Below are 16,582 nucleotides of genomic sequence, written 5' to 3'. Positions count from 1 at the left end.
ATGTTTTCCGGCTGGCCTCAGGGCGCGATTACGGTTTTGATGGACGCGAACGGCTGCCGCCGGGTGCGCGGCCGTGGCCTACAACATCGCTTGACTGATTAGCCCGTACAGCCCGCATGCCGGATCGAGCGCACCGCCGTGTGCTGCCGCGAGCGCGTTGCGAACCATCTTCGAGCAGGTGTCCACTCGCGTCAATCCCTGAGCACCGAGCCAGTCCGGCAAACTCGTTCCCGAAGGTACGTCGATGCGAACGAATTCGTTATCCAATCCGCTCATCCAATAGCCGATCAGGGCCCTTGCATGCGCGTCGTCGGTCGAACGCCGTGCGACCACCGGGCCGATCAGGTAACCGCGACCGAAGTGGCGCAGCACCGAAAATCCGACGATTTCGCCGTCGCGCTCGAGCACGACGCTTTTCCCGCGCTTCGACAATGCCGACAAAAGCGCATCGCGCTCGAGGCCGGAAGCGCGCGTGTCCAGTTCGACGAGGCAACGCAAATCGGCAGGCGTCCCGGCCCGCAGTCTCTCGCCATCGAGCAGTGCAACCGCGGCAGGCTGACTCACGTTCCCTTGATATTGGTCCAGCGATCCGCACACGTTGAAACCGAGCCTCTCGTAGAGTGGCAGGCCGGCCGGCGTCGCATGCAGGAACGTGATGCGCGGCCCCAGTTCTTCGAGGAGTGCCTCCATCAGCTCGCGGCCGATACCTCTGCCCTGGTGTGCGGACGACACGATGACGTGCCCGACGGAAGCGCGGTCCGAGCCGAACTTCCAGCACATCGCCGTACCAATGACCACGCCGCGTTCCTCGGCCACGAACGCGATCGACGTGTCGGCGGAAAACTGCCAGTCTTCCAGCCTGAAGGGCCAGCGAAGCGCCATGGACAGAGCGTGGGCCGCGGGTATATCGGCCGCGGTGAACCTTCGATAGCGAAGCTCCGTCATCGAGCGAGAATCGTTCATCACGAGTTCCTGTTTCATCAAGCGATCCTTCCAAATGGCACCGTTCCGCAACCGGGTGCGAACGACGGCGCGAGCCGTTCTCACCGGATGTTCGACGAGCCGGCATCTACGCCCGTGCTTTCGCGGCACACGCATCGTACCGGCATGTTCACGAAATCGAATATAGAAAATAATATATTCGTAATGCTTATCAACCGGCGAACGCCTGTCGCGACTGATCCGCATGCGCGATGCGGGCACCGCGCCCGATCGCGCGACGAATCGATCCCGGGCACGATGGATCGAACCGCCGCGTCAAACGGTCCCGAAGTAATGCTGCGCCAAGGCGACCCAATACCGGACGCCGGCCGGAATGATGTCGTCGTTGAAATCGTATTTCGGGTGATGCAGAGCCGGCGCGGCCGTTCCGGCCGGCGCATTGCCGATCAGCACATAAGCGCCGGGCCGCTCCTCCAGCATGAAGCCGAAGTCTTCGGATGTCATGTTCGGCGGCACGTCGCGGTAAAGACGTTCGTCGCCGAACGTCTCGCGAATAACCGTTTCGCAGAGCGCCGTCTCGGCCGGCGTGTTGACCGTCGCGGGGTAGTACTGAAAAAACTCGACCTCGACTTGCGCGCCATAGGCACGGGCCAGCCCCTCGCACATGAGCTGGACGTCGCGCTGCAGCTTCTGCTGCAATGCCGACGATAGCGTGCGAATCGTCCCGCGCAACTCGGCGCTGTCCGGAATGACATTGTCCGTCGTTCCCGCATGGAACATGCAGACGGAAATGACGGCGGGATCCACGGGATCCTTGTGCCGCGCAGCGATGGTCTGACACTGCAGCACCATCGAACACGCGAGGGGGACGGGGTCGACGCCCAGATGCGGCTGCGCCGCATGCGCGCCCTTGCCCGTTACCGTAATCCTGAACCGGGAGCCCGCGGCCATGATCGGGCCGGTACGCAACCCGAAATGCCCGGCAGGCAAACCGGGCCAGTTATGCATGCCGAATACCGCATCCGTCGGACATTGCTCGAACAGCCCGTCGTCGATCATCTTTCGCGCGCCCGCGCCCCCCTCTTCTCCGGGCTGGAACACGAAATGAACCGTGCCCGGCAACTGCCGTAGTTCCTTCAGGATTCGCGCGGCCCCCAGCAACATGACGGTATGCCCGTCATGCCCGCACGCGTGCATGACCCCGTGGGCGCACGATGCGTGCGCAAAGTCATTGGCTTCCTGGATCGGCAACGCATCCAGATCGGCACGGAGCACGATGCCGCGGCCCGGATTCGCACCGGTCAGGCTCGCGACGACTCCCGTGCCTCCGATCCCACGTGAAACCGCGTAGCCAAGATCTTCAAGCTCACGGGCGACGACGTCGGCCGTCCGGTGCTCTTCGAATCGCAACTCGGGATGCGCATGCAGATCGCGGCGCAATGTCGCCCAGTGCGCGTGATGCGTTTTCAGCGACGCCTCGGGGATGACGGGGGTTTCCAATCTCGGCACCTTTACCAAGCAAACGGATTCAAATCCGTACTGCCGTCGCATCGCGCGCAGCAACTGCTTCAATCATGGAAACCCAGGATCGACTTGATCTCCATGTACTCTTCCATCCCTTCGATCCCGTACTCGCGACCGTTTCCCGACTGCTTGTATCCGCCAAACGGAGCCTGCGGGTCCCATGCCGGGTAGTTCAGATGCACCTGACCCGACCGGATGCGCGCAGCCACCGCGCGCACGCGTTCCTTGTCGGTGCCCTGCACATGTGCGCCAAGCCCGTAAACCGTATCGTTCGCGATAGCGATGGCTTCTTCGACGGTGTCGTAAGGAAGGATCGCGAGGACCGGACCAAAGATTTCTTGCTGCGCGATCGTCATGCCGGTGCCGACATCGGAAAAGACGGTTGGCCGCGCATAAAGGCCTCGATTGAAACCCGCGGGCCGTCCGGGCCCACCGGCGATGAGCTTCGCCCGTTCGTCGATGCCCGCGTCGATCATCTGCTCGACGCGATCGAACTGCGCGCGATTGGCCAGCGGGCCATGCGTCGTCGCTTCGGCGAACGGATCGCCGACGACCATCCGTTCCGTTGCCGCGACGACCAACTCTTCGACGCTACCCAGAAGGCTGCGCGGTACGATCAGGCGGGTCGGCGCGCTGCACGACTGGCCCATGTTCCGGAACGCTGCGGCAACGCCCGGCGCGACGGCACGCGACAGGTCCGCATCGGGCAACACGATGTTCGGCGACTTGCCTCCAAGCTCCTGCGCAACGCGCTTGACGGTCGGAGCCGCCGCTTGCGCAACCAGTACGCCCGCACGCGTCGACCCCGTGATCGAAACCATGTCGACCTCCGGGTGCGATGCGAGCGCCGCGCCCACTTCCGTTCCACTGCCGCTCACCAGGTTGAATACGCCCGCGGGCACGCCCGCATCGGCGATCACTTCCGCAAACAGCAACGCGCTGAGCGGCGACAGCTCGCTAGGTTTCAGGACCACGGTACAGCCCGCTGCGAGAGCCGGGCCGACCTTCGCCGTGATTTGATAGATCGGCCAGTTCCACGGCGTGATCAGCGCGCACACGCCGATCGGTTCGCGCACGACCGCGGTCGTCCCCCGCCGGGTCCGGAACGGGTAGCTGGCCAGATTGTCGCGCGCGACCCGGATATGTTCGGCCGCAAGCGGCACATGGGCACCGCGCGCATAGCTGATGGGCGCGCCCATTTCCATCGTGAGCGCCGTGGCAAACAGTTCGGCACGCTCGAGTATCAGCGCATGAACGCGGTCGAGCAGCGCGGCGCGTTGCTGCGGCGACGTCGCGGCCCAGCGTTCGAAAGCGTCGCGCGCGGCCTGCACCGCGCGGTCGGCGTCGCGTGCGTTCCCAAGCGGAATTTCGCACAGCCTGTCTTCAGTGGAAGGGCAGACGACCGCGAACCGATCGTCGCCGTCGGGCATGACCCAGTCTCCGTCGATGAAGAATCGATCCAGTCTTCCGGCTTGCATCAGATGATGAACAGGTGAATTCATTGCAGGGTGTCCTTGAGTCGGTACCACGCGCCCACGAACGGCAAAAACCATGCTTTGCCGAAGTGGCCGGGAATAGCGGGCCAGTCGAAGCTGTTCCACGGGTTGAGATCGGCTCGCCCGTCCATGATCTCTGCCATCAGCGTGCCCATCAGCGTGGCCATGTGCGTGCCGTGGCCGCTATAGCCCATCGAGTAATAAACACCTCGTCGCTGGCCCGCGCGCGGCAGGCGGTTGGCCGTCATGTCGACCATGCCGCCCCAGCAATAGTCGATGCGCACGCTGGCCAGTTCTGGGAACACGGCGGCCATCTGCTGTCGCAGGATCAGCCCGCTCTTTTCGTCTGAACGGGGGTTGGACGTCGCAAAACGCGCACGCCCGCCAAACAGCATCCGGTTGTCGGGCGTGACGCGAAAGAAGTTGACGAAGTTCTTCGTGTCGGCGACCATCCGGCGAGTCGGCAGCAACCGGTCCAGAAGTTCACGCGGCAAAGGCTCGGTGACGATGATGAAAGCGCCGACCGGCACGATCCTGCGTCGGATCCAGCCGAACGGCCCCACCTGCGAAATGCCGCTCGCCAGAAGAATCTGGCGCGTACGGATCTCACCGAGCGGCGTTCGCAACGCGTATGCGCCACCCGGCTCCCTCTTTAACCCGAGTACCGGCGCACGCTCCAGGATGTGCGCACCGCGCGCTTGCGCGGCGTTCGCAAGGCCGCGCACATAGCGGCCGACGTGCATCCCGGCACTCTTCTCGAAGATCAACCCGCCGTGATAACGGTTCGAGCCGATCTCGTCGCGCAGTTCCGCCTTCGTCACCACGCGCGTGTCGGGATCCACGCTCCCGGCGAGCAGCGCCTGACTTCGTACCAGCTTGTCGTAGTGCTCCGGCTTCGCCGCGAGCTTGAGCTTTCCGCAGCGCACGAAATCGCAGTCGATCGACTCCTCCCGGACCAGCCGCTCGACCGTGTCGACACCCGCGTCGAACGCAAGATACAACCGGTTGGCCAGTTCCGTGCCGATGCGCTGCGACAGTGAAGCGTAATCCTGCGCGAAGCCGTTGTTGCACATGCCGCCGTTGCGTCCCGACGCCGCCTGCCCCACGGTGCCGGCTTCGCAGACAACGACGCGGGCGCCTTTTTTCGACAGCGCCAGTGCCGCTGCCGAACCCGTGATTCCGCCGCCCACCACGACCACGTCGCAACTTCCGTCAGGCAGATCCGGCGAGCTGCTCACGAATGGCTCGGACGTATCGAGCCAGTAGGAACTGAAACGCATCACACACTCCAAAGCTGGCGCACCAGGCTGGAAAGGCGGCGGGCATTCGCCGCACCGATCCGAACCAAAGCACATCATTCAAATGCCGCCACCGCCTTTCACGTGACGGCCGCAAACTAAAAATCAGCGACCTTGCCCCAGGCGGATTCGCCGAATCGGCCGGGCCGATACGGTATCGGGTCCACGATCGGCCGCACACCGGTGGCGAGATCCGCGATCAAGTGACCCGCGCCTGGGCCGATGCCGAAGCCGTGCCCGGAAAAGCCCGCTGCCAGGATCAAGCCCGGCACGCCCGGCACTTCGCCGATACCCGGGACGCCGTCCGGCGTGCTGTCGACGAACCCGGCCCAAGCGTGAGTGATCGTCGCTTCACGAAGTTCGGGCAGCAGTTCGACGGCACGGCGGTACGTTTCGGTGACCGTCGGCATATCGGGCTTCGGATCGAGAATGCGCACCGCCTCCATCGGTGTCGGCGCATCGAGTCGCCACCGCTTCAGCGATTCGTGGCCGCCGCGCATGCCTTCGAGGCCTCCCGGAAGAAGGCTGCGCCAGCGCTTCGCGAACATCGGCACGAAATGCGGGGCGAATCGCAGGAACTGCGGCGTCACATCCACGCGCGCGCGGCCGCTGATGGCCAGTGCGTAGCGTCCGTCGCTCCGACGCGTAACAGACACGCCGGAGGTGAACAGCGCATCCGGCAAGCGCTGTTCGACAGGCGACACGCTCAGGATCGACTGGCGGATCGAGGCCTGAGGAAAACGGATGCCGAGCTGGCGGCAGAACGACGACGCCCACGCGCCACCGGCGAGCACGGCCGTTCTGGTCTTGATCACCCCGGCTTCCGTGACGACGCCGGCAACCCGCCCGCCCTCGAGTTCGATGCCGCGGGCCGCGCAGTGCTGGTTGACGCTGCCGCCGAGCTTCATCAGTGCAGCGGCCACGGCCGGCGCGGCCTTCGCCGGGTCGGCGGTGCCGTCGCTCGGCGAAAAGACGCCGCCCTTCCAGGGTCGCCCGGTTGGCTGCCCGCGCTGGCTCGCTTGCCGGCTGTCGAGCATGTACGTCGTCACGCCCGCGGTCTTTGCGAACTCGCCCCAACGGGACCAACGCGACAACTCGGCTTCGTCATTGCTCAGATACAACAGCCCGCAACGATGAAAACCCGTGTCTTCGCCGGATTCGGCGGCAAATCGTTCCCAGAGATCGAGGCTCTTGCTTGCCATCGGCAACTCGCGCGCGTCGCGGTTTTGCTGCCGGCACCAGCCCCAGTTGCGGCTCGACTGCTCGGCTCCGATCCTGCCCTTCTCGACCAGCGCGACCGAAACCCCGCGCAGGGCCAGGTAGTAGGCGGTAAAAACGCCGATGATCCCGCCTCCGATCACGACGACGTCAGCCGCGGCCGGCAGCGTGGGCGAAGTTTGTATGTGCTGCAGTGGAGGCGACATGATCAATGTTGCTCAGTAGATACCTGGACGTCTTGCACGACGTAGAACTTCGCCACGCGATCGCTGCTTTCCCACCCGATCGATGCACCCTGCGGGACGAAAAGCGCGTCGCCGGCGCCGACCGACAGCACGCTGCCATCAGGCGCGGCGAACCGTACGCTGCCGGCCAGCAGCTGCATGAACTCGTTCACCCGATGCGGGCGAACGATCCGATGGTACGGCGTCGAATCCCACGTACCCGCGCAGTAACCTGCGCCGTCGTCGGTGAAGACGTTGTCACTGCGGCATTGCGGAGCGGGACCGAGCAGCACGTCGGCCGGCAGCGATGCAGACGGCTTGAAGTCGGCATCGGCGCGCAGCGCAAAGAGGCCGCGTTTCGTCGGATTCCTGCAAGCCGCCACGCAGAACATGAAAAGCACGGGCGATGCTGCGTTGACGCGGACCGTTGTGCCGCAGCCGATGACCGCCCCCGCTTGCGGACCGAGCACCAACGGCGCCGCTCCGGGCACTTCGAGCGTAAGCTCTCCCTTCACGACGATGATGGTTTCAATGTGCGGAAAGCTCGGCACGTCGAGCTCGCCCACGAAGCCGATACGGCCCGCGGCCATCGAGTCGCGGCCTTCCCATGCGATCTCCCGATGTCGCCCGAAAGGGTCGTTCTCGCCGAATGACTCCCTGCGGAAGACGGTTGACAAAGGCGTGCCGTCGGCACGGTGCAACACGAATGCTACGGTCATTTCTGCTCCTGCGCATTGCGCGACGATCTTGTTGAAATGCCCTCGGGCGGTACCGGAAATCGTTGTTCTCGCGACTTCTTTTCCGGAAACCGTCAGGAGTATTGATCTGTTGGATAAAGCGTATTCGTTGCGAAATCATTCAATCGCGCGGCTGGTGGTTCGTGCCTGCAATTATGCGTCTCAGACCTTCCCGACTGATTAACATCCAGAAAAGCGATCGTTAAACACGGTTTAATGACAAAGCCACAGGCCGGCAGGCGGCTTCACCGAGCAGCCAGGGCCGGTCGCAGCCGCGCGCCCGCTCCGCTTTCGCCTACGCGGCGTGACAGGACGCGTCGCGGCGTTCATCGTGCGTGCGCACCGACGACGTTCGCCCCTGCGCCCCACCCGACCGCGCGCTCACGTAATCGCGCGGCGTAATCCCGAGCACCCGCCGGAAATGCCGGCACAGATGGCTCTGGTCGAAGAAACCGACCTCGGTCGCCACGACCGACGGCGCCACGCCGCCGCGCAGCAAGTCCTGCGCACGCCGGACACGCACCAGACACAGATACCGATGCGGCGACAGCCCGATTTCGCCGCGAAAACGCGCGGTGAAACGCGACACGCTCAACCCGGCCACCGCCGCGAGCGTATCGAGATTCAGCGGCTGCGCGAACGACGCATCGATCGTGCGCAGCACGTCGCCGATGGCCGGCGATACGGGCCGCCCGACGCCAGCAGCGCGGAGCACCGCACTTTCGACCGAATCGTGGAACAGAGCGACCATGTTCGCCATCCTCATGCGGCCGCCTGCGCGGCCGCGAACGACTCGATCGGCGTGCCGGTCGCGCCGGCGTCGATCAGTTGCGCCATCGCGCCGCCGACGCCGGGCTCGAGCTGGAAGCCATGTCCGCAGAACCCGAATGCGTAATGGCGACTACGACTACGTCGGCGCGTCCTTCAACGGGCTCTTCACGGCCGGTGCGAAACGCGGGGCGAGTATCCAGCCAGTACGATTCGAGTTTCATCGGATCCTTCTCGAACGCTCCGGCGGCGATCGGCGATCGCTCATTGAAAACCATTTAATCACCGTCAAGAAGCGCAGTTACGGCGTATTCGCGCACGGCGCACGCACAATCCACCGTTTTTCGCGACTGCCGCAGCAGCCTGTGCGGAAAGCCGATCGCCGGCCTACGCGAGCGCGGTGAACTGATGGTGCGGCCCACTACAGGCGCACCGGCTGCACCGGCGCGACGACCGCCGCCGGCTCCGCCTGGAAGCGCTTCAGGTCGTCCTCGCTGCGATGGCACAGCACCTGCGCGCCGTTGTCGAGGGTGCGCAGCACGGGCGCCGTCCGATTGCATACGCCGTCCACCCGCATCGGGCAGCGCGACAGGAACGGGCACAGCCCGGCGTTGTCCGCGCTCGCGCCGATCGGCACCAGCGGCCGGTGGCAACGCTCGGCCGCATCGTCGAGCCAGCCCGCGCGCAGTTCCGGCGCCGACGACACGAGCAGGTGCGAGTACGGGTGATAAGGCGGCGCGCACAACGCGTCGCGGCTGCCCGTCTCGACGCGGCGGCCCGCATACAGCACGACGATGTCGTCGCTGATCGCGCGCACCTTGGCGATGTCGTGCGTGATGAACACGTACGACACGCCGAGCTTCGCCTGCAGTTCGCGCAACAGGTCCATGATCGCGGCGCCGACCACGGTATCGAGCGCCGACGTCACCTCGTCGCACAGGATCAGGTCGGGCTCCGCCGCGAGCGCGCGCGCGAGGTTCACGCGCTGCTTCTGCCCGCCGGACAACTCGCCGGTGCGCCGCCCGGCGACGGCCTGCGGCAGCCGCACGAGCTCGAGCAGTTCCGCGACGCGCCGCCGTGCGCGCTCGCCCTTGATGCCGTGATAGAACGCGAGCGGTCGCGCGAGCGTGCGCTCGACGGTATGCACCGGATTGAGCGCGGTATCCGCGTTCTGGAACACGATCTGCACGCGCCGGTGCTGCTCCTTCGTGCGCTTGCCGATGTCGAGCGCGAGCGGCTCGCCGTCGAGCAGGATCTGCCCGCCGGTGGCCGGCACCAGGCCCGCGATCACCTTCGCGAGCGTCGTCTTGCCCGAGCCCGATTCGCCGATCACGCCGACCGTCTGCCCGCGCCCGATGCGCAGGTCCACTTCGTGCAGGATCACCTTGGCCGGCCAGCCTTTCGCGGTGCGGCCGCCGTAGCCGGCGATCGCGCCGCGCACGTCGAGCAGCGGCGCAGGCGCGGCGGGCGCGGGTTTCGCCGCCGGTTCGGCATCGCTCGGCGCGACCGCCGCGATCAGGCTCTGCGTGTACGGATGCGCGGGCGCATGCAGGATCTGTTCGGTGTCGCCCGACTCGCGGATCACGCCGTCGCTCAGCACGATGATCCGGTCGGCCATCTGCGCGACGACGGCCAGATCGTGCGACACGTACACCGCGCTCATCCCGTAGCGCCGGATCACGCTCTTGAACGCCTGCAGCACGTCGATCTGCGTGGTCACGTCGAGCGCCGTCGTCGGTTCGTCGAGGATCACCAGCTCCGGATCGGTGATCAGCGCCATCGCCGCCATCAGGCGCTGCAACTGGCCGCCCGACACCTGGTGCGGATAGCGTTTGCCGATCGTCTCCGGCTCCGGCAGCGCGAGCGCGCGGAACAGCTCGACCGCCTTCGCCCGCGCATCGCGCTTCGTCAGCGTCCGGTGGATCAGCGCGCTCTCGATCACCTGGTCGAGGATCGTCCGCGACGGGTTGAACGCGGCGGCCGCGCTCTGCGCGATATACGCGACCCTGCGGCCGCGCAGCGCAGTCAGCGCCTGTGAGGACAACTTGCAGACGTCCGAGCCGTCGAGCTTGACCGAGCCGCCGGCGATCCGGCAGCCGGCGCGCGCATGGCCCATCAGCGACAGCGCGATCGTCGTCTTGCCGGAGCCGGATTCGCCGATCAGCGCGAGCACCTCGCCGCGCCGGACGTCGAAGTCGACGCCGTCGACGATCGTCGTTTCCGCACCGCCCGGCCGGCCGCCGACCACGCGCAGCCCGCGCACCTCGACGAGCGGGTTCGATTCGTGTCGCATCAGTGTGCTCCCGCGGCAGCGGCCGCGCCCTTGCGGCGGCCGCGATGCGGCAAGCCGTCGATCAACAGGTTGACGCCCACCGTCAGGATCGCGATCGCGACCGCGGGCATGATCGCGACGGCCGAGCCGTCGCCGAGGCTGGCGATGTTCTCGCGCACGAGCGAGCCGAGGTCCGCATACGGCGGCTGCACGCCGAGCCCGAGGAAGCTCAGGCCGCTCAGCAGCAGCACGACGAACGTGAAGCGCAGGCCCGTGTCGGCGAGCATCGGGTGAATCATGTTCGGCAGCATCTCGACGCACGCGATATACAGCGCGCTCTCGCCCCGCGCTCGTGCGACCTGCACGAATTCGAGCGTGCTGATGTTGACCGCCAGCGCGCGCGCGATCCGGTACGAGCCCGGCATGTAGCTGATCGCGGCCGTCAGGATCAGCAGCGGCAGCGACGAGCCGAACGCGGCGACGATCATCAGCGCGAACATCTTCGACGGGATCGACGTGAGCGCATCGAGCACGCGGCTCATCGTCTCGTCGACCACGCGGCCCGACACCGTCGCGAGCAGCCCGAGCGTCGTGCCGGTCAGCGCGGCGAGCAGCACCGCGGCGAGCGCGAGCAGCACGGTCAGCCGCGTGCCGAACAGGATCCGGCTCAGCATGTCGCGGCCGAGGAAGTCCGAGCCGAACGGCAGCTTCGCGCTGAACGGCGCGAACACGTCGGGTGTCACGATCGTGCCGACTTCGTGCGGCGCGAGGAGCGGCGCGAACACCGCGATGAACAGCATCAGGCTCGCCATCGACAGGCCGATCCAGCCGCCGGTGGTCAGGGCCGGGCGCATCGCGCGGCGCTTGCGCGGCTGCTCGGGAGAAGGCGCGGCAGGCGGCGTGTCGCCCCACGACGGGCGCGGATCGCCGGGCGGCGGCAGCGCGCTGCTGCGTTGTACGGGTTCGGTCGGGTCCATGTTCGGCATCTCGGGAGAAGGACGGGACGGTCAGGTCCGCAACCTCGGGTTCGACACGATCGAGCACAGGTCGGCGAACAGCACGAGCGTCAGGTAGGCCACGCAGAAGATCAGCGTGCACGCCTGCACCAACGGGAAGTCGCGGTTGCCGACCGCATCGACCATCAGGCTGGCGAGGCCCGGATAGTTGAAGATCGTCTCGACGACGATCACGCCGCCGAGCAGGTACGACAGGCTCAGCGCGATCGCATTGGCGATCGGCCCGATCGCGTTCGGCAGCGCATGGCGCAGCACCACGCGCGCGGGGCTCGCGCCCTTGAGCACGGCCATCTCGACATACGACGCGCTCAGTTGCTCGATGACCGCCGCGCGCGTCATCCGTGCCATCTGCGCGATCACGACCGCGCAGAGCGTCAGCACCGGCATTGCATACGCGCGCAGGAAATCGTGGACGCTTTCGATCGGCCCGCTGTACGACAGCGCGGACAGCCAGTGCAGCTTCACCGCCAGCACGAGCACGGCGACCGTCGCGATCAGGAATTCCGGCGTCGCGACGAGCGACAGCGTGCCGAGGCTGATCGCGCGGTCGATCGCCGACTCGCGCTTGACCGCCGCGAGGATGCCGAGCACCAGCGCGATCGGCACCGATACGCAGGTCGTGATCGCGGCGAGCGTCAGCGACTTCGGCAGGCGGCCGCCGATCATGTCGGACACCGGCATGTCGCTCGACAGTGAACGGCCGAAGTCGCCGTGCAGCAGGCTCGCGAGCCAGTGCACGTAGCGCACGTGGGCCGGCATGTCGAGGCCGAACTGCTGGCGCAGCGCGGCCACCGTTTCCGGCGTCGCGGACTGGCCGAGCGCGGCCTGCGCGGCATCGCCCGGCAGCAGGTTCGTGATCGCGAAGATGATCACGGACACGATCAGCAGCGTCAGCGCGGTGACCGCGATGCGGCGGCCGATCAGTCCGAGCAGAATCCGGTTCATCACGCGGCCCTCCTGGAAGGTTCGAGCGTGGCCGGCGCGGCAACCCGCACCGGCCACGCGGCTGCGGCAGGCAACGGCGTCACGCGTTCCACCACACGTTCTCGGCAAACATGAAGCCCATCATTCCGCCGGTCGGGATCGAACCGAGGCCGCCGAGGCGCTTGTCGTAGCCGTCGAGGAAGCTGATGAACGCCGGGATGCCGACCCTGCCCTGCTGCGCGACGATCACCTGCATCTCGCCGTACATCTGCTTGCGCTTCGCGTCGTCCGTCTCGGAACGCGCGGCCAGCAGCAATTGATCGAACTTCGCGTTCTTCCAGCCCGACTCGTTCCACGGCGCATCCGACTTGAAGAACTGCGTGAACAGCACGTCGGCGCTCGAACGCGGATTGATGTTGCCGAAGCCGAGCGGATGCTTCATCCAGTGGTTCGACCAGTAGCCGTCGGCCGACACGCGGTTCACCTGCAGGTTCAGTCCGATCTTCTGGCCGGCCTGCTGCAGCAGCACGGCCATCTCGATCGAGCCGTTCGCGTCCGACGTCGCATAGATCGGCGGCAGCGCGACGCCCAGCGCGCCCGCCTTCTGGAACAGGAATTTCGCCTTGTCCGGATCGTGCGATCGTTGCGGCAGCGACGCGTTGAAGTAGCGATGGCCCGGCGGAATCGGCTGGTCGTTGCCGATCACCGCATAGCCGCGGAACACCGCCGAACGGATCTGCTCGCGGTCGAACAGGTACTTCATCCCCTCGACGAAATCCGGGTTCGCGGTCAGCGGGCTTTCGCTGCGCATGATGAGGTCGGTATAGAGCCCCGACTTGGTTTCCTTGAGCGCATAGCCGGGCGTTGACGCAACGCGCTGCGTCGAGCGCGGGTCGACCGCGTTCACGAGGTGCACGTCGCCCGACAGCAGCGCGTTCAGGCGCGCGGCGCTGTCGCTGATGCCGATCAGCTCGATCTCGTCGAGATACGGCATCCCCGGCTTGAAGTAGCTGTCGTTGCGCACGCCGACCGTCGACACGCCCGGCTTGAACGTCTTGAGCTTGTACGGACCGCAGCCGATGCCCGTCGTGAAGTCGGTCGTGCCGTCCTTCACGATCACGAGCTGCGGCGTCGCGAGGATCACCGGCAGGTCCGCGTTCGCGCTGGCGAGCGTGAGCGTGACTTCGTCGGGCCCGGTCGCCTTCGCGTCGGTGAACTGGTCGGCGATCGTCTTGACCTTCGAGGCCGTGGCCGCGTTCTTGTGGCGCAGCAGCGAGAACACGACGTCGGCCGGGCCGACCGTCTTGCCGTCGTGGAACGTGACGCCCTTGCGCAGCTTGATGACCCAGGTCTTCGCGTCGCTGGTGCGCAGCGACTCGGCCAGGTTCATCTGCGGCGTCAGGCTCGCATCCAGCTGCGTGAGGCCGCTGTAGAACATGAAGAAGCGGATGTAGTCGGCGCCCGTCGAGCCCTTGGCCGGGTCGAGCGTATCGGCCGTCGAGCTGGATTCGTTCGCCACGCGGATCTTGCCGCCGCGCTTCGGCGCGGGCGCGGCGAACGCCGGCTGCGCGCCCATCAGCAGTCCGCCGGCGCCGGTGGCCATCATGCCGCCCGCCGCCATGATCCGCATCATGTCGCGGCGCGTGAAGCCGCGGTGATCTCCGCCGTTGTCGATATCGTCGCTCATCCGAACTGCTCCTGACTGTGGAAAGTGGGTCCTGGGGGCCAGCGTGGTTCGAGGTTCCCGCCGCGCCCGCCTGCTGGTAGCGAGTGCAACGTCGTACGCATTGAGTTCATTTAAGCACCGCCAAAATGGCGGTTATCGCGATTCGGGGCGCCTGCACGACACGATTCGACCGTTTTGGGCCGGCCGCGCAGCATGATTTGCTGCGCGCTCGCGTGTGCCGCCGCACCTTCCTGCTCGACTCGCGACAGATGCGTGACAAAGGGAATCGTAAAGCGGCGGCCGCCGCAGATTTCACCGACAAAATTGCCCGTTCGGCATCCGAAACGCGTTCGGCGACCCCAAACCGCATGTTTTGCGTCGATTGCGCGCTCGCGGGCCAGCGCGGGTCGAAACGAGCGAAACGTCCTAGTCGCCGGCCGCGCGCACGTGCGACAGTGAGCCGCCCTCGCAGCCGCTGCGCCGGGGCGATTTCTCACCACCGCCAGGACACCCACGCATGAAAGTTCAGAAGATTTCCCGCTCCGTCGACACCGCATTGCCCGAAGACTGGGGCACGGCCGGATTGCCCGGCACGGAGCCCGCCCGCGTGTCGGGCCGTCAGGTGGTCATTCCGGGCAGCGAGGCGTTCGACACGGGCGTGTTCGAATGCACGCCGGGTACTTACCGGCGCGGCGTGAAGGAAGCGGAGGTGATGCATTTCCTCGCAGGCGCCGGCACGTTTGGGCCGGACGGCGAGGAAGCGATCGAGTTCGGCGCGGGCGACACGCTGTTCTTCGCCGCGAACACCGAAGGGCTGTGGGACGTGCGCGAGACGATGCGCAAGGTGTATGTGATCTTCTGACGCGGGCGGGCCGCGCATGCGCGCCGCGCCCGCTTTCCCGCCCGGGCATGCCGCTCAGCCGGCCAGCCGGAACACCGCGACCGCCGACCTCAACCGTGCCGCCTGTTCATCCAGCGACGAAGCGGCCGCGGCCGCCTGCTCCACGAGCGCGGCGTTCTGCTGCGTGACTTCATCCATTTGCGCGACCGCCTTGCCGACCTGTTCGATGCCGGTACTTTGCTCGGCCGAGGCCGTGGAGATCTCGCCCATGATGTCGGCAACCCGGTCGATCGACCGGACGATCTCCGTCATGCGCGCGCCCGCCGCCTCGACGAGCCGGCTGCCGCTGCCGACCTTCTCGACCGACACCCCGATCAGCCCCTTGATGTCCTTCGCCGCCGCGGCGCTGCGCTGGGCAAGCGAGCGGACCTCCGACGCCACGACCGCGAACCCGCGCCCGTCCTCGCCGGCGCGCGCCGCTTCGACGGCTGCGTTGAGCGCAAGAATATTCGTCTGGAATGCGATGCTTTCGATCACGACGGTAATGTCGGCGATCCGCACCGACTCGTCCGAAATCTGCCGCATCGTTTCGACGACTTCCTGCACCGCGGCACCGCCGAGTTCGGTCGCTTCCTTGGCCGTGGTGACGAGCACATTGGCCTGACGCGCATTCTCGGCGTTCTGCCTGACCGTCGACGTGATCTGCTCCATGCTGGCGGCCGTTTCCTGCAGCGACGCGGCCTGTTCCTCGGTGCGTTGCGACAGGTCCAGGTTGCCTTGCGCGATCTCGCCGGTGCCGACGGCAATCGAGTGGGTCGTGGTCTGGATTTCGGCGATCGTCTCGGTCAGGCGCGCCTTCATTTCGCCGAGCGCCGCGAGCAGGCTGCCCGGCGCGGCCTGTGCCGCATCGAACTCGACGTCCAGCTCGCCGGCGGCGATACGCGCCGCGATGTGCGTCGCGTGCGCCGGCTCGCCGCCCAGCGTGCGCCTGACGCTGCGCAGGACGCCCCATGCGATCGCCGCCAGCGTCGCGGCGATGACGAGCGCAATCGCGCCCAGCACCATCGCGAGCCGCGTGAAGGCCGCGTCGATATCGTCGTAAAAGAACCCCGTGCCGATCCACCAGTTCCAGTCCGGAATGGCGACCACGCCCTGGAGTTTCGGCACCGCATCCGCGTCGGGGCTGCGCTTGACCAGCACGTCGACGAGCGCGAAATGCGCCGCCGCCATCCCGGCGCGGTAAGCCTCGCTATCGGTCAGGCCATCGGTCGTGCGATTCCCCTTGGCCCGGGTGCCGATGAACTTCGCGTTCGGATGAACCAGGTTGACGCCGTCGGCAGTCGTGACCCAGTAGTAGCTTTTCGTATCCGCGTTGAGCGCCGACAGCGCGGCTTTTGCCTGCTGCTGGGCCTGATCCGCCGTGAGCGTCCCGCTTGCCTGCAACGCGCGGTACGAATTGACCAGATGTTCGGCCTTCGTCAAAAGAATGACGATCTCTTCGCGACGGCTGTCGATCAGCGCGCCGCGCAGCGTGTGCAGCGACATGGCGGCAAGCAATACGACACCGAGCAGCGCGGCTGCGACGAGCATCAGCAGTTTCGTGGACAACTTCATGCGGGAGCCTCGCGATATTAACCATTCGGTACAGATATCGGC

Annotated in this window: 13 protein-coding genes and 1 pseudogene; 1 reads left to right on the top strand and 13 read right to left on the bottom strand. The window is 66.4% G+C overall.

The genetic code is table 11. The annotated features are described in order from the left end of the window. Positions 1 to 78: 78 nt before the first annotated feature. The 12 genes and pseudogenes from LXM88_RS02040 to LXM88_RS01985 form a co-directional block, all read right to left on the bottom strand. Complete coding sequence (locus tag LXM88_RS02040; RefSeq protein WP_262531540.1) at positions 79 to 981, bottom strand: GNAT family N-acetyltransferase; 903 nt, start codon at positions 979 to 981, stop codon at positions 79 to 81. A 276-nt stretch (positions 982 to 1,257) separates the two neighbouring features. Next, complete coding sequence (locus LXM88_RS02035; RefSeq protein ID WP_262531538.1) at positions 1,258 to 2,442, bottom strand: M20 aminoacylase family protein; 1,185 nt, start codon at positions 2,440 to 2,442, stop codon at positions 1,258 to 1,260. Between the two features lie 68 nt (positions 2,443 to 2,510). Next, positions 2,511 to 3,968: an aldehyde dehydrogenase family protein gene (locus LXM88_RS02030; protein ID WP_262531536.1), complete on the bottom strand. Its 1,458-nt coding sequence runs from the start codon at positions 3,966 to 3,968 to the stop codon at positions 2,511 to 2,513. Further along, the gene (locus LXM88_RS02025) at positions 3,965 to 5,242 is read right to left on the bottom strand and encodes an NAD(P)/FAD-dependent oxidoreductase (protein ID WP_262531535.1); all 1,278 of its coding nucleotides are present in this window, start codon (positions 5,240 to 5,242) and stop codon (positions 3,965 to 3,967) included. Before LXM88_RS02025 ends, LXM88_RS02030 begins: the two co-directional genes overlap by 4 nt. 116 nt (positions 5,243 to 5,358) lie before the next feature. Beyond that, the gene (locus LXM88_RS02020) at positions 5,359 to 6,684 is read right to left on the bottom strand and encodes an NAD(P)/FAD-dependent oxidoreductase (protein WP_262531533.1); all 1,326 of its coding nucleotides are present in this window, start codon (positions 6,682 to 6,684) and stop codon (positions 5,359 to 5,361) included. A 2-nt stretch (positions 6,685 to 6,686) separates the two neighbouring features. Then, entirely contained in the window at positions 6,687 to 7,421 is a 735-nt protein-coding gene (locus tag LXM88_RS02015; protein ID WP_262531531.1) for a cupin domain-containing protein, read from the bottom strand. Between the two features lie 313 nt (positions 7,422 to 7,734). Next, positions 7,735 to 8,190, bottom strand: coding sequence for a helix-turn-helix domain-containing protein (locus LXM88_RS02010; protein ID WP_262531530.1), 456 nt, complete (start codon positions 8,188 to 8,190; stop codon positions 7,735 to 7,737). Positions 8,191 to 8,201: 11 nt separating this feature from the next. Further along, a pseudogene (locus LXM88_RS37235) lies at positions 8,202 to 8,333 on the bottom strand (sarcosine oxidase subunit beta); the annotation flags it as partial. A gap of 295 nt (positions 8,334 to 8,628) precedes the next feature. Next, positions 8,629 to 10,500 (bottom strand): ABC transporter ATP-binding protein, encoded by a 1,872-nt coding sequence (locus LXM88_RS02000; RefSeq protein WP_262531529.1) that lies wholly within the window; start codon positions 10,498 to 10,500, stop codon positions 8,629 to 8,631. Beyond that, positions 10,500 to 11,456, bottom strand: coding sequence for an ABC transporter permease (locus LXM88_RS01995; RefSeq protein WP_262531527.1), 957 nt, complete (start codon positions 11,454 to 11,456; stop codon positions 10,500 to 10,502). Before LXM88_RS01995 ends, LXM88_RS02000 begins: the two co-directional genes overlap by 1 nt. A gap of 30 nt (positions 11,457 to 11,486) precedes the next feature. Continuing rightward, positions 11,487 to 12,440 (bottom strand): ABC transporter permease, encoded by a 954-nt coding sequence (locus LXM88_RS01990; protein WP_047904373.1) that lies wholly within the window; start codon positions 12,438 to 12,440, stop codon positions 11,487 to 11,489. A gap of 79 nt (positions 12,441 to 12,519) precedes the next feature. After that, the gene (locus LXM88_RS01985; RefSeq protein WP_262531525.1) at positions 12,520 to 14,106 is read right to left on the bottom strand and encodes an ABC transporter substrate-binding protein; all 1,587 of its coding nucleotides are present in this window, start codon (positions 14,104 to 14,106) and stop codon (positions 12,520 to 12,522) included. Between the two features lie 496 nt (positions 14,107 to 14,602). Here LXM88_RS01985 and LXM88_RS01980 point away from each other — a divergent pair, with 496 nt between their 5' ends. After that, positions 14,603 to 14,947 (top strand): cupin domain-containing protein, encoded by a 345-nt coding sequence (locus LXM88_RS01980; protein ID WP_262531524.1) that lies wholly within the window; start codon positions 14,603 to 14,605, stop codon positions 14,945 to 14,947. Positions 14,948 to 15,001: 54 nt separating this feature from the next. Here LXM88_RS01980 and LXM88_RS01975 read toward each other — a convergent pair whose 3' ends face one another. Continuing rightward, the gene (locus LXM88_RS01975) at positions 15,002 to 16,540 is read right to left on the bottom strand and encodes a methyl-accepting chemotaxis protein (RefSeq protein WP_262531522.1); all 1,539 of its coding nucleotides are present in this window, start codon (positions 16,538 to 16,540) and stop codon (positions 15,002 to 15,004) included. Positions 16,541 to 16,582: the final 42 nt, after the last annotated feature.

Origin of the sequence: Burkholderia sp. S-53 (assembly GCF_025560745.1) — a bacterium.
GTDB classification, from domain to species: Bacteria; Pseudomonadota; Gammaproteobacteria; order Burkholderiales; family Burkholderiaceae; genus Burkholderia; species Burkholderia pyrrocinia.
Note: the sequence above shows the minus strand (reverse complement) of the source record. Positions and strands in the feature narration are given on the sequence as shown.

Excerpts from the sequence above, each read along its gene's own strand:
- LXM88_RS02040 (WP_262531540.1), bottom strand. The coding sequence starts at position 981 with ATGAAACAGGAACTCGTGATGAACGATTCTCGCTCGATGACGGAGCTT.
- LXM88_RS02030 (WP_262531536.1), bottom strand. The coding sequence starts at position 3,968 with ATGAATTCACCTGTTCATCATCTGATGCAAGCCGGAAGACTGGATCGA.
- LXM88_RS02025 (WP_262531535.1), bottom strand. The coding sequence starts at position 5,242 with ATGCGTTTCAGTTCCTACTGGCTCGATACGTCCGAGCCATTCGTGAGC.
- LXM88_RS02020 (WP_262531533.1), bottom strand. The coding sequence starts at position 6,684 with ATGTCGCCTCCACTGCAGCACATACAAACTTCGCCCACGCTGCCGGCC.
- LXM88_RS02015 (WP_262531531.1), bottom strand. The coding sequence starts at position 7,421 with ATGACCGTAGCATTCGTGTTGCACCGTGCCGACGGCACGCCTTTGTCA.
- LXM88_RS02010 (WP_262531530.1), bottom strand. The coding sequence starts at position 8,190 with ATGGTCGCTCTGTTCCACGATTCGGTCGAAAGTGCGGTGCTCCGCGCT.
- LXM88_RS02000 (WP_262531529.1), bottom strand. The coding sequence starts at position 10,500 with ATGCGACACGAATCGAACCCGCTCGTCGAGGTGCGCGGGCTGCGCGTG.
- LXM88_RS01995 (WP_262531527.1), bottom strand. The coding sequence starts at position 11,456 with ATGGACCCGACCGAACCCGTACAACGCAGCAGCGCGCTGCCGCCGCCC.
- LXM88_RS01990 (WP_047904373.1), bottom strand. The coding sequence starts at position 12,440 with ATGAACCGGATTCTGCTCGGACTGATCGGCCGCCGCATCGCGGTCACC.
- LXM88_RS01985 (WP_262531525.1), bottom strand. The coding sequence starts at position 14,106 with ATGAGCGACGATATCGACAACGGCGGAGATCACCGCGGCTTCACGCGC.
- LXM88_RS01980 (WP_262531524.1), top strand. The coding sequence starts at position 14,603 with ATGAAAGTTCAGAAGATTTCCCGCTCCGTCGACACCGCATTGCCCGAA.
- LXM88_RS01975 (WP_262531522.1), bottom strand. The coding sequence starts at position 16,540 with ATGAAGTTGTCCACGAAACTGCTGATGCTCGTCGCAGCCGCGCTGCTC.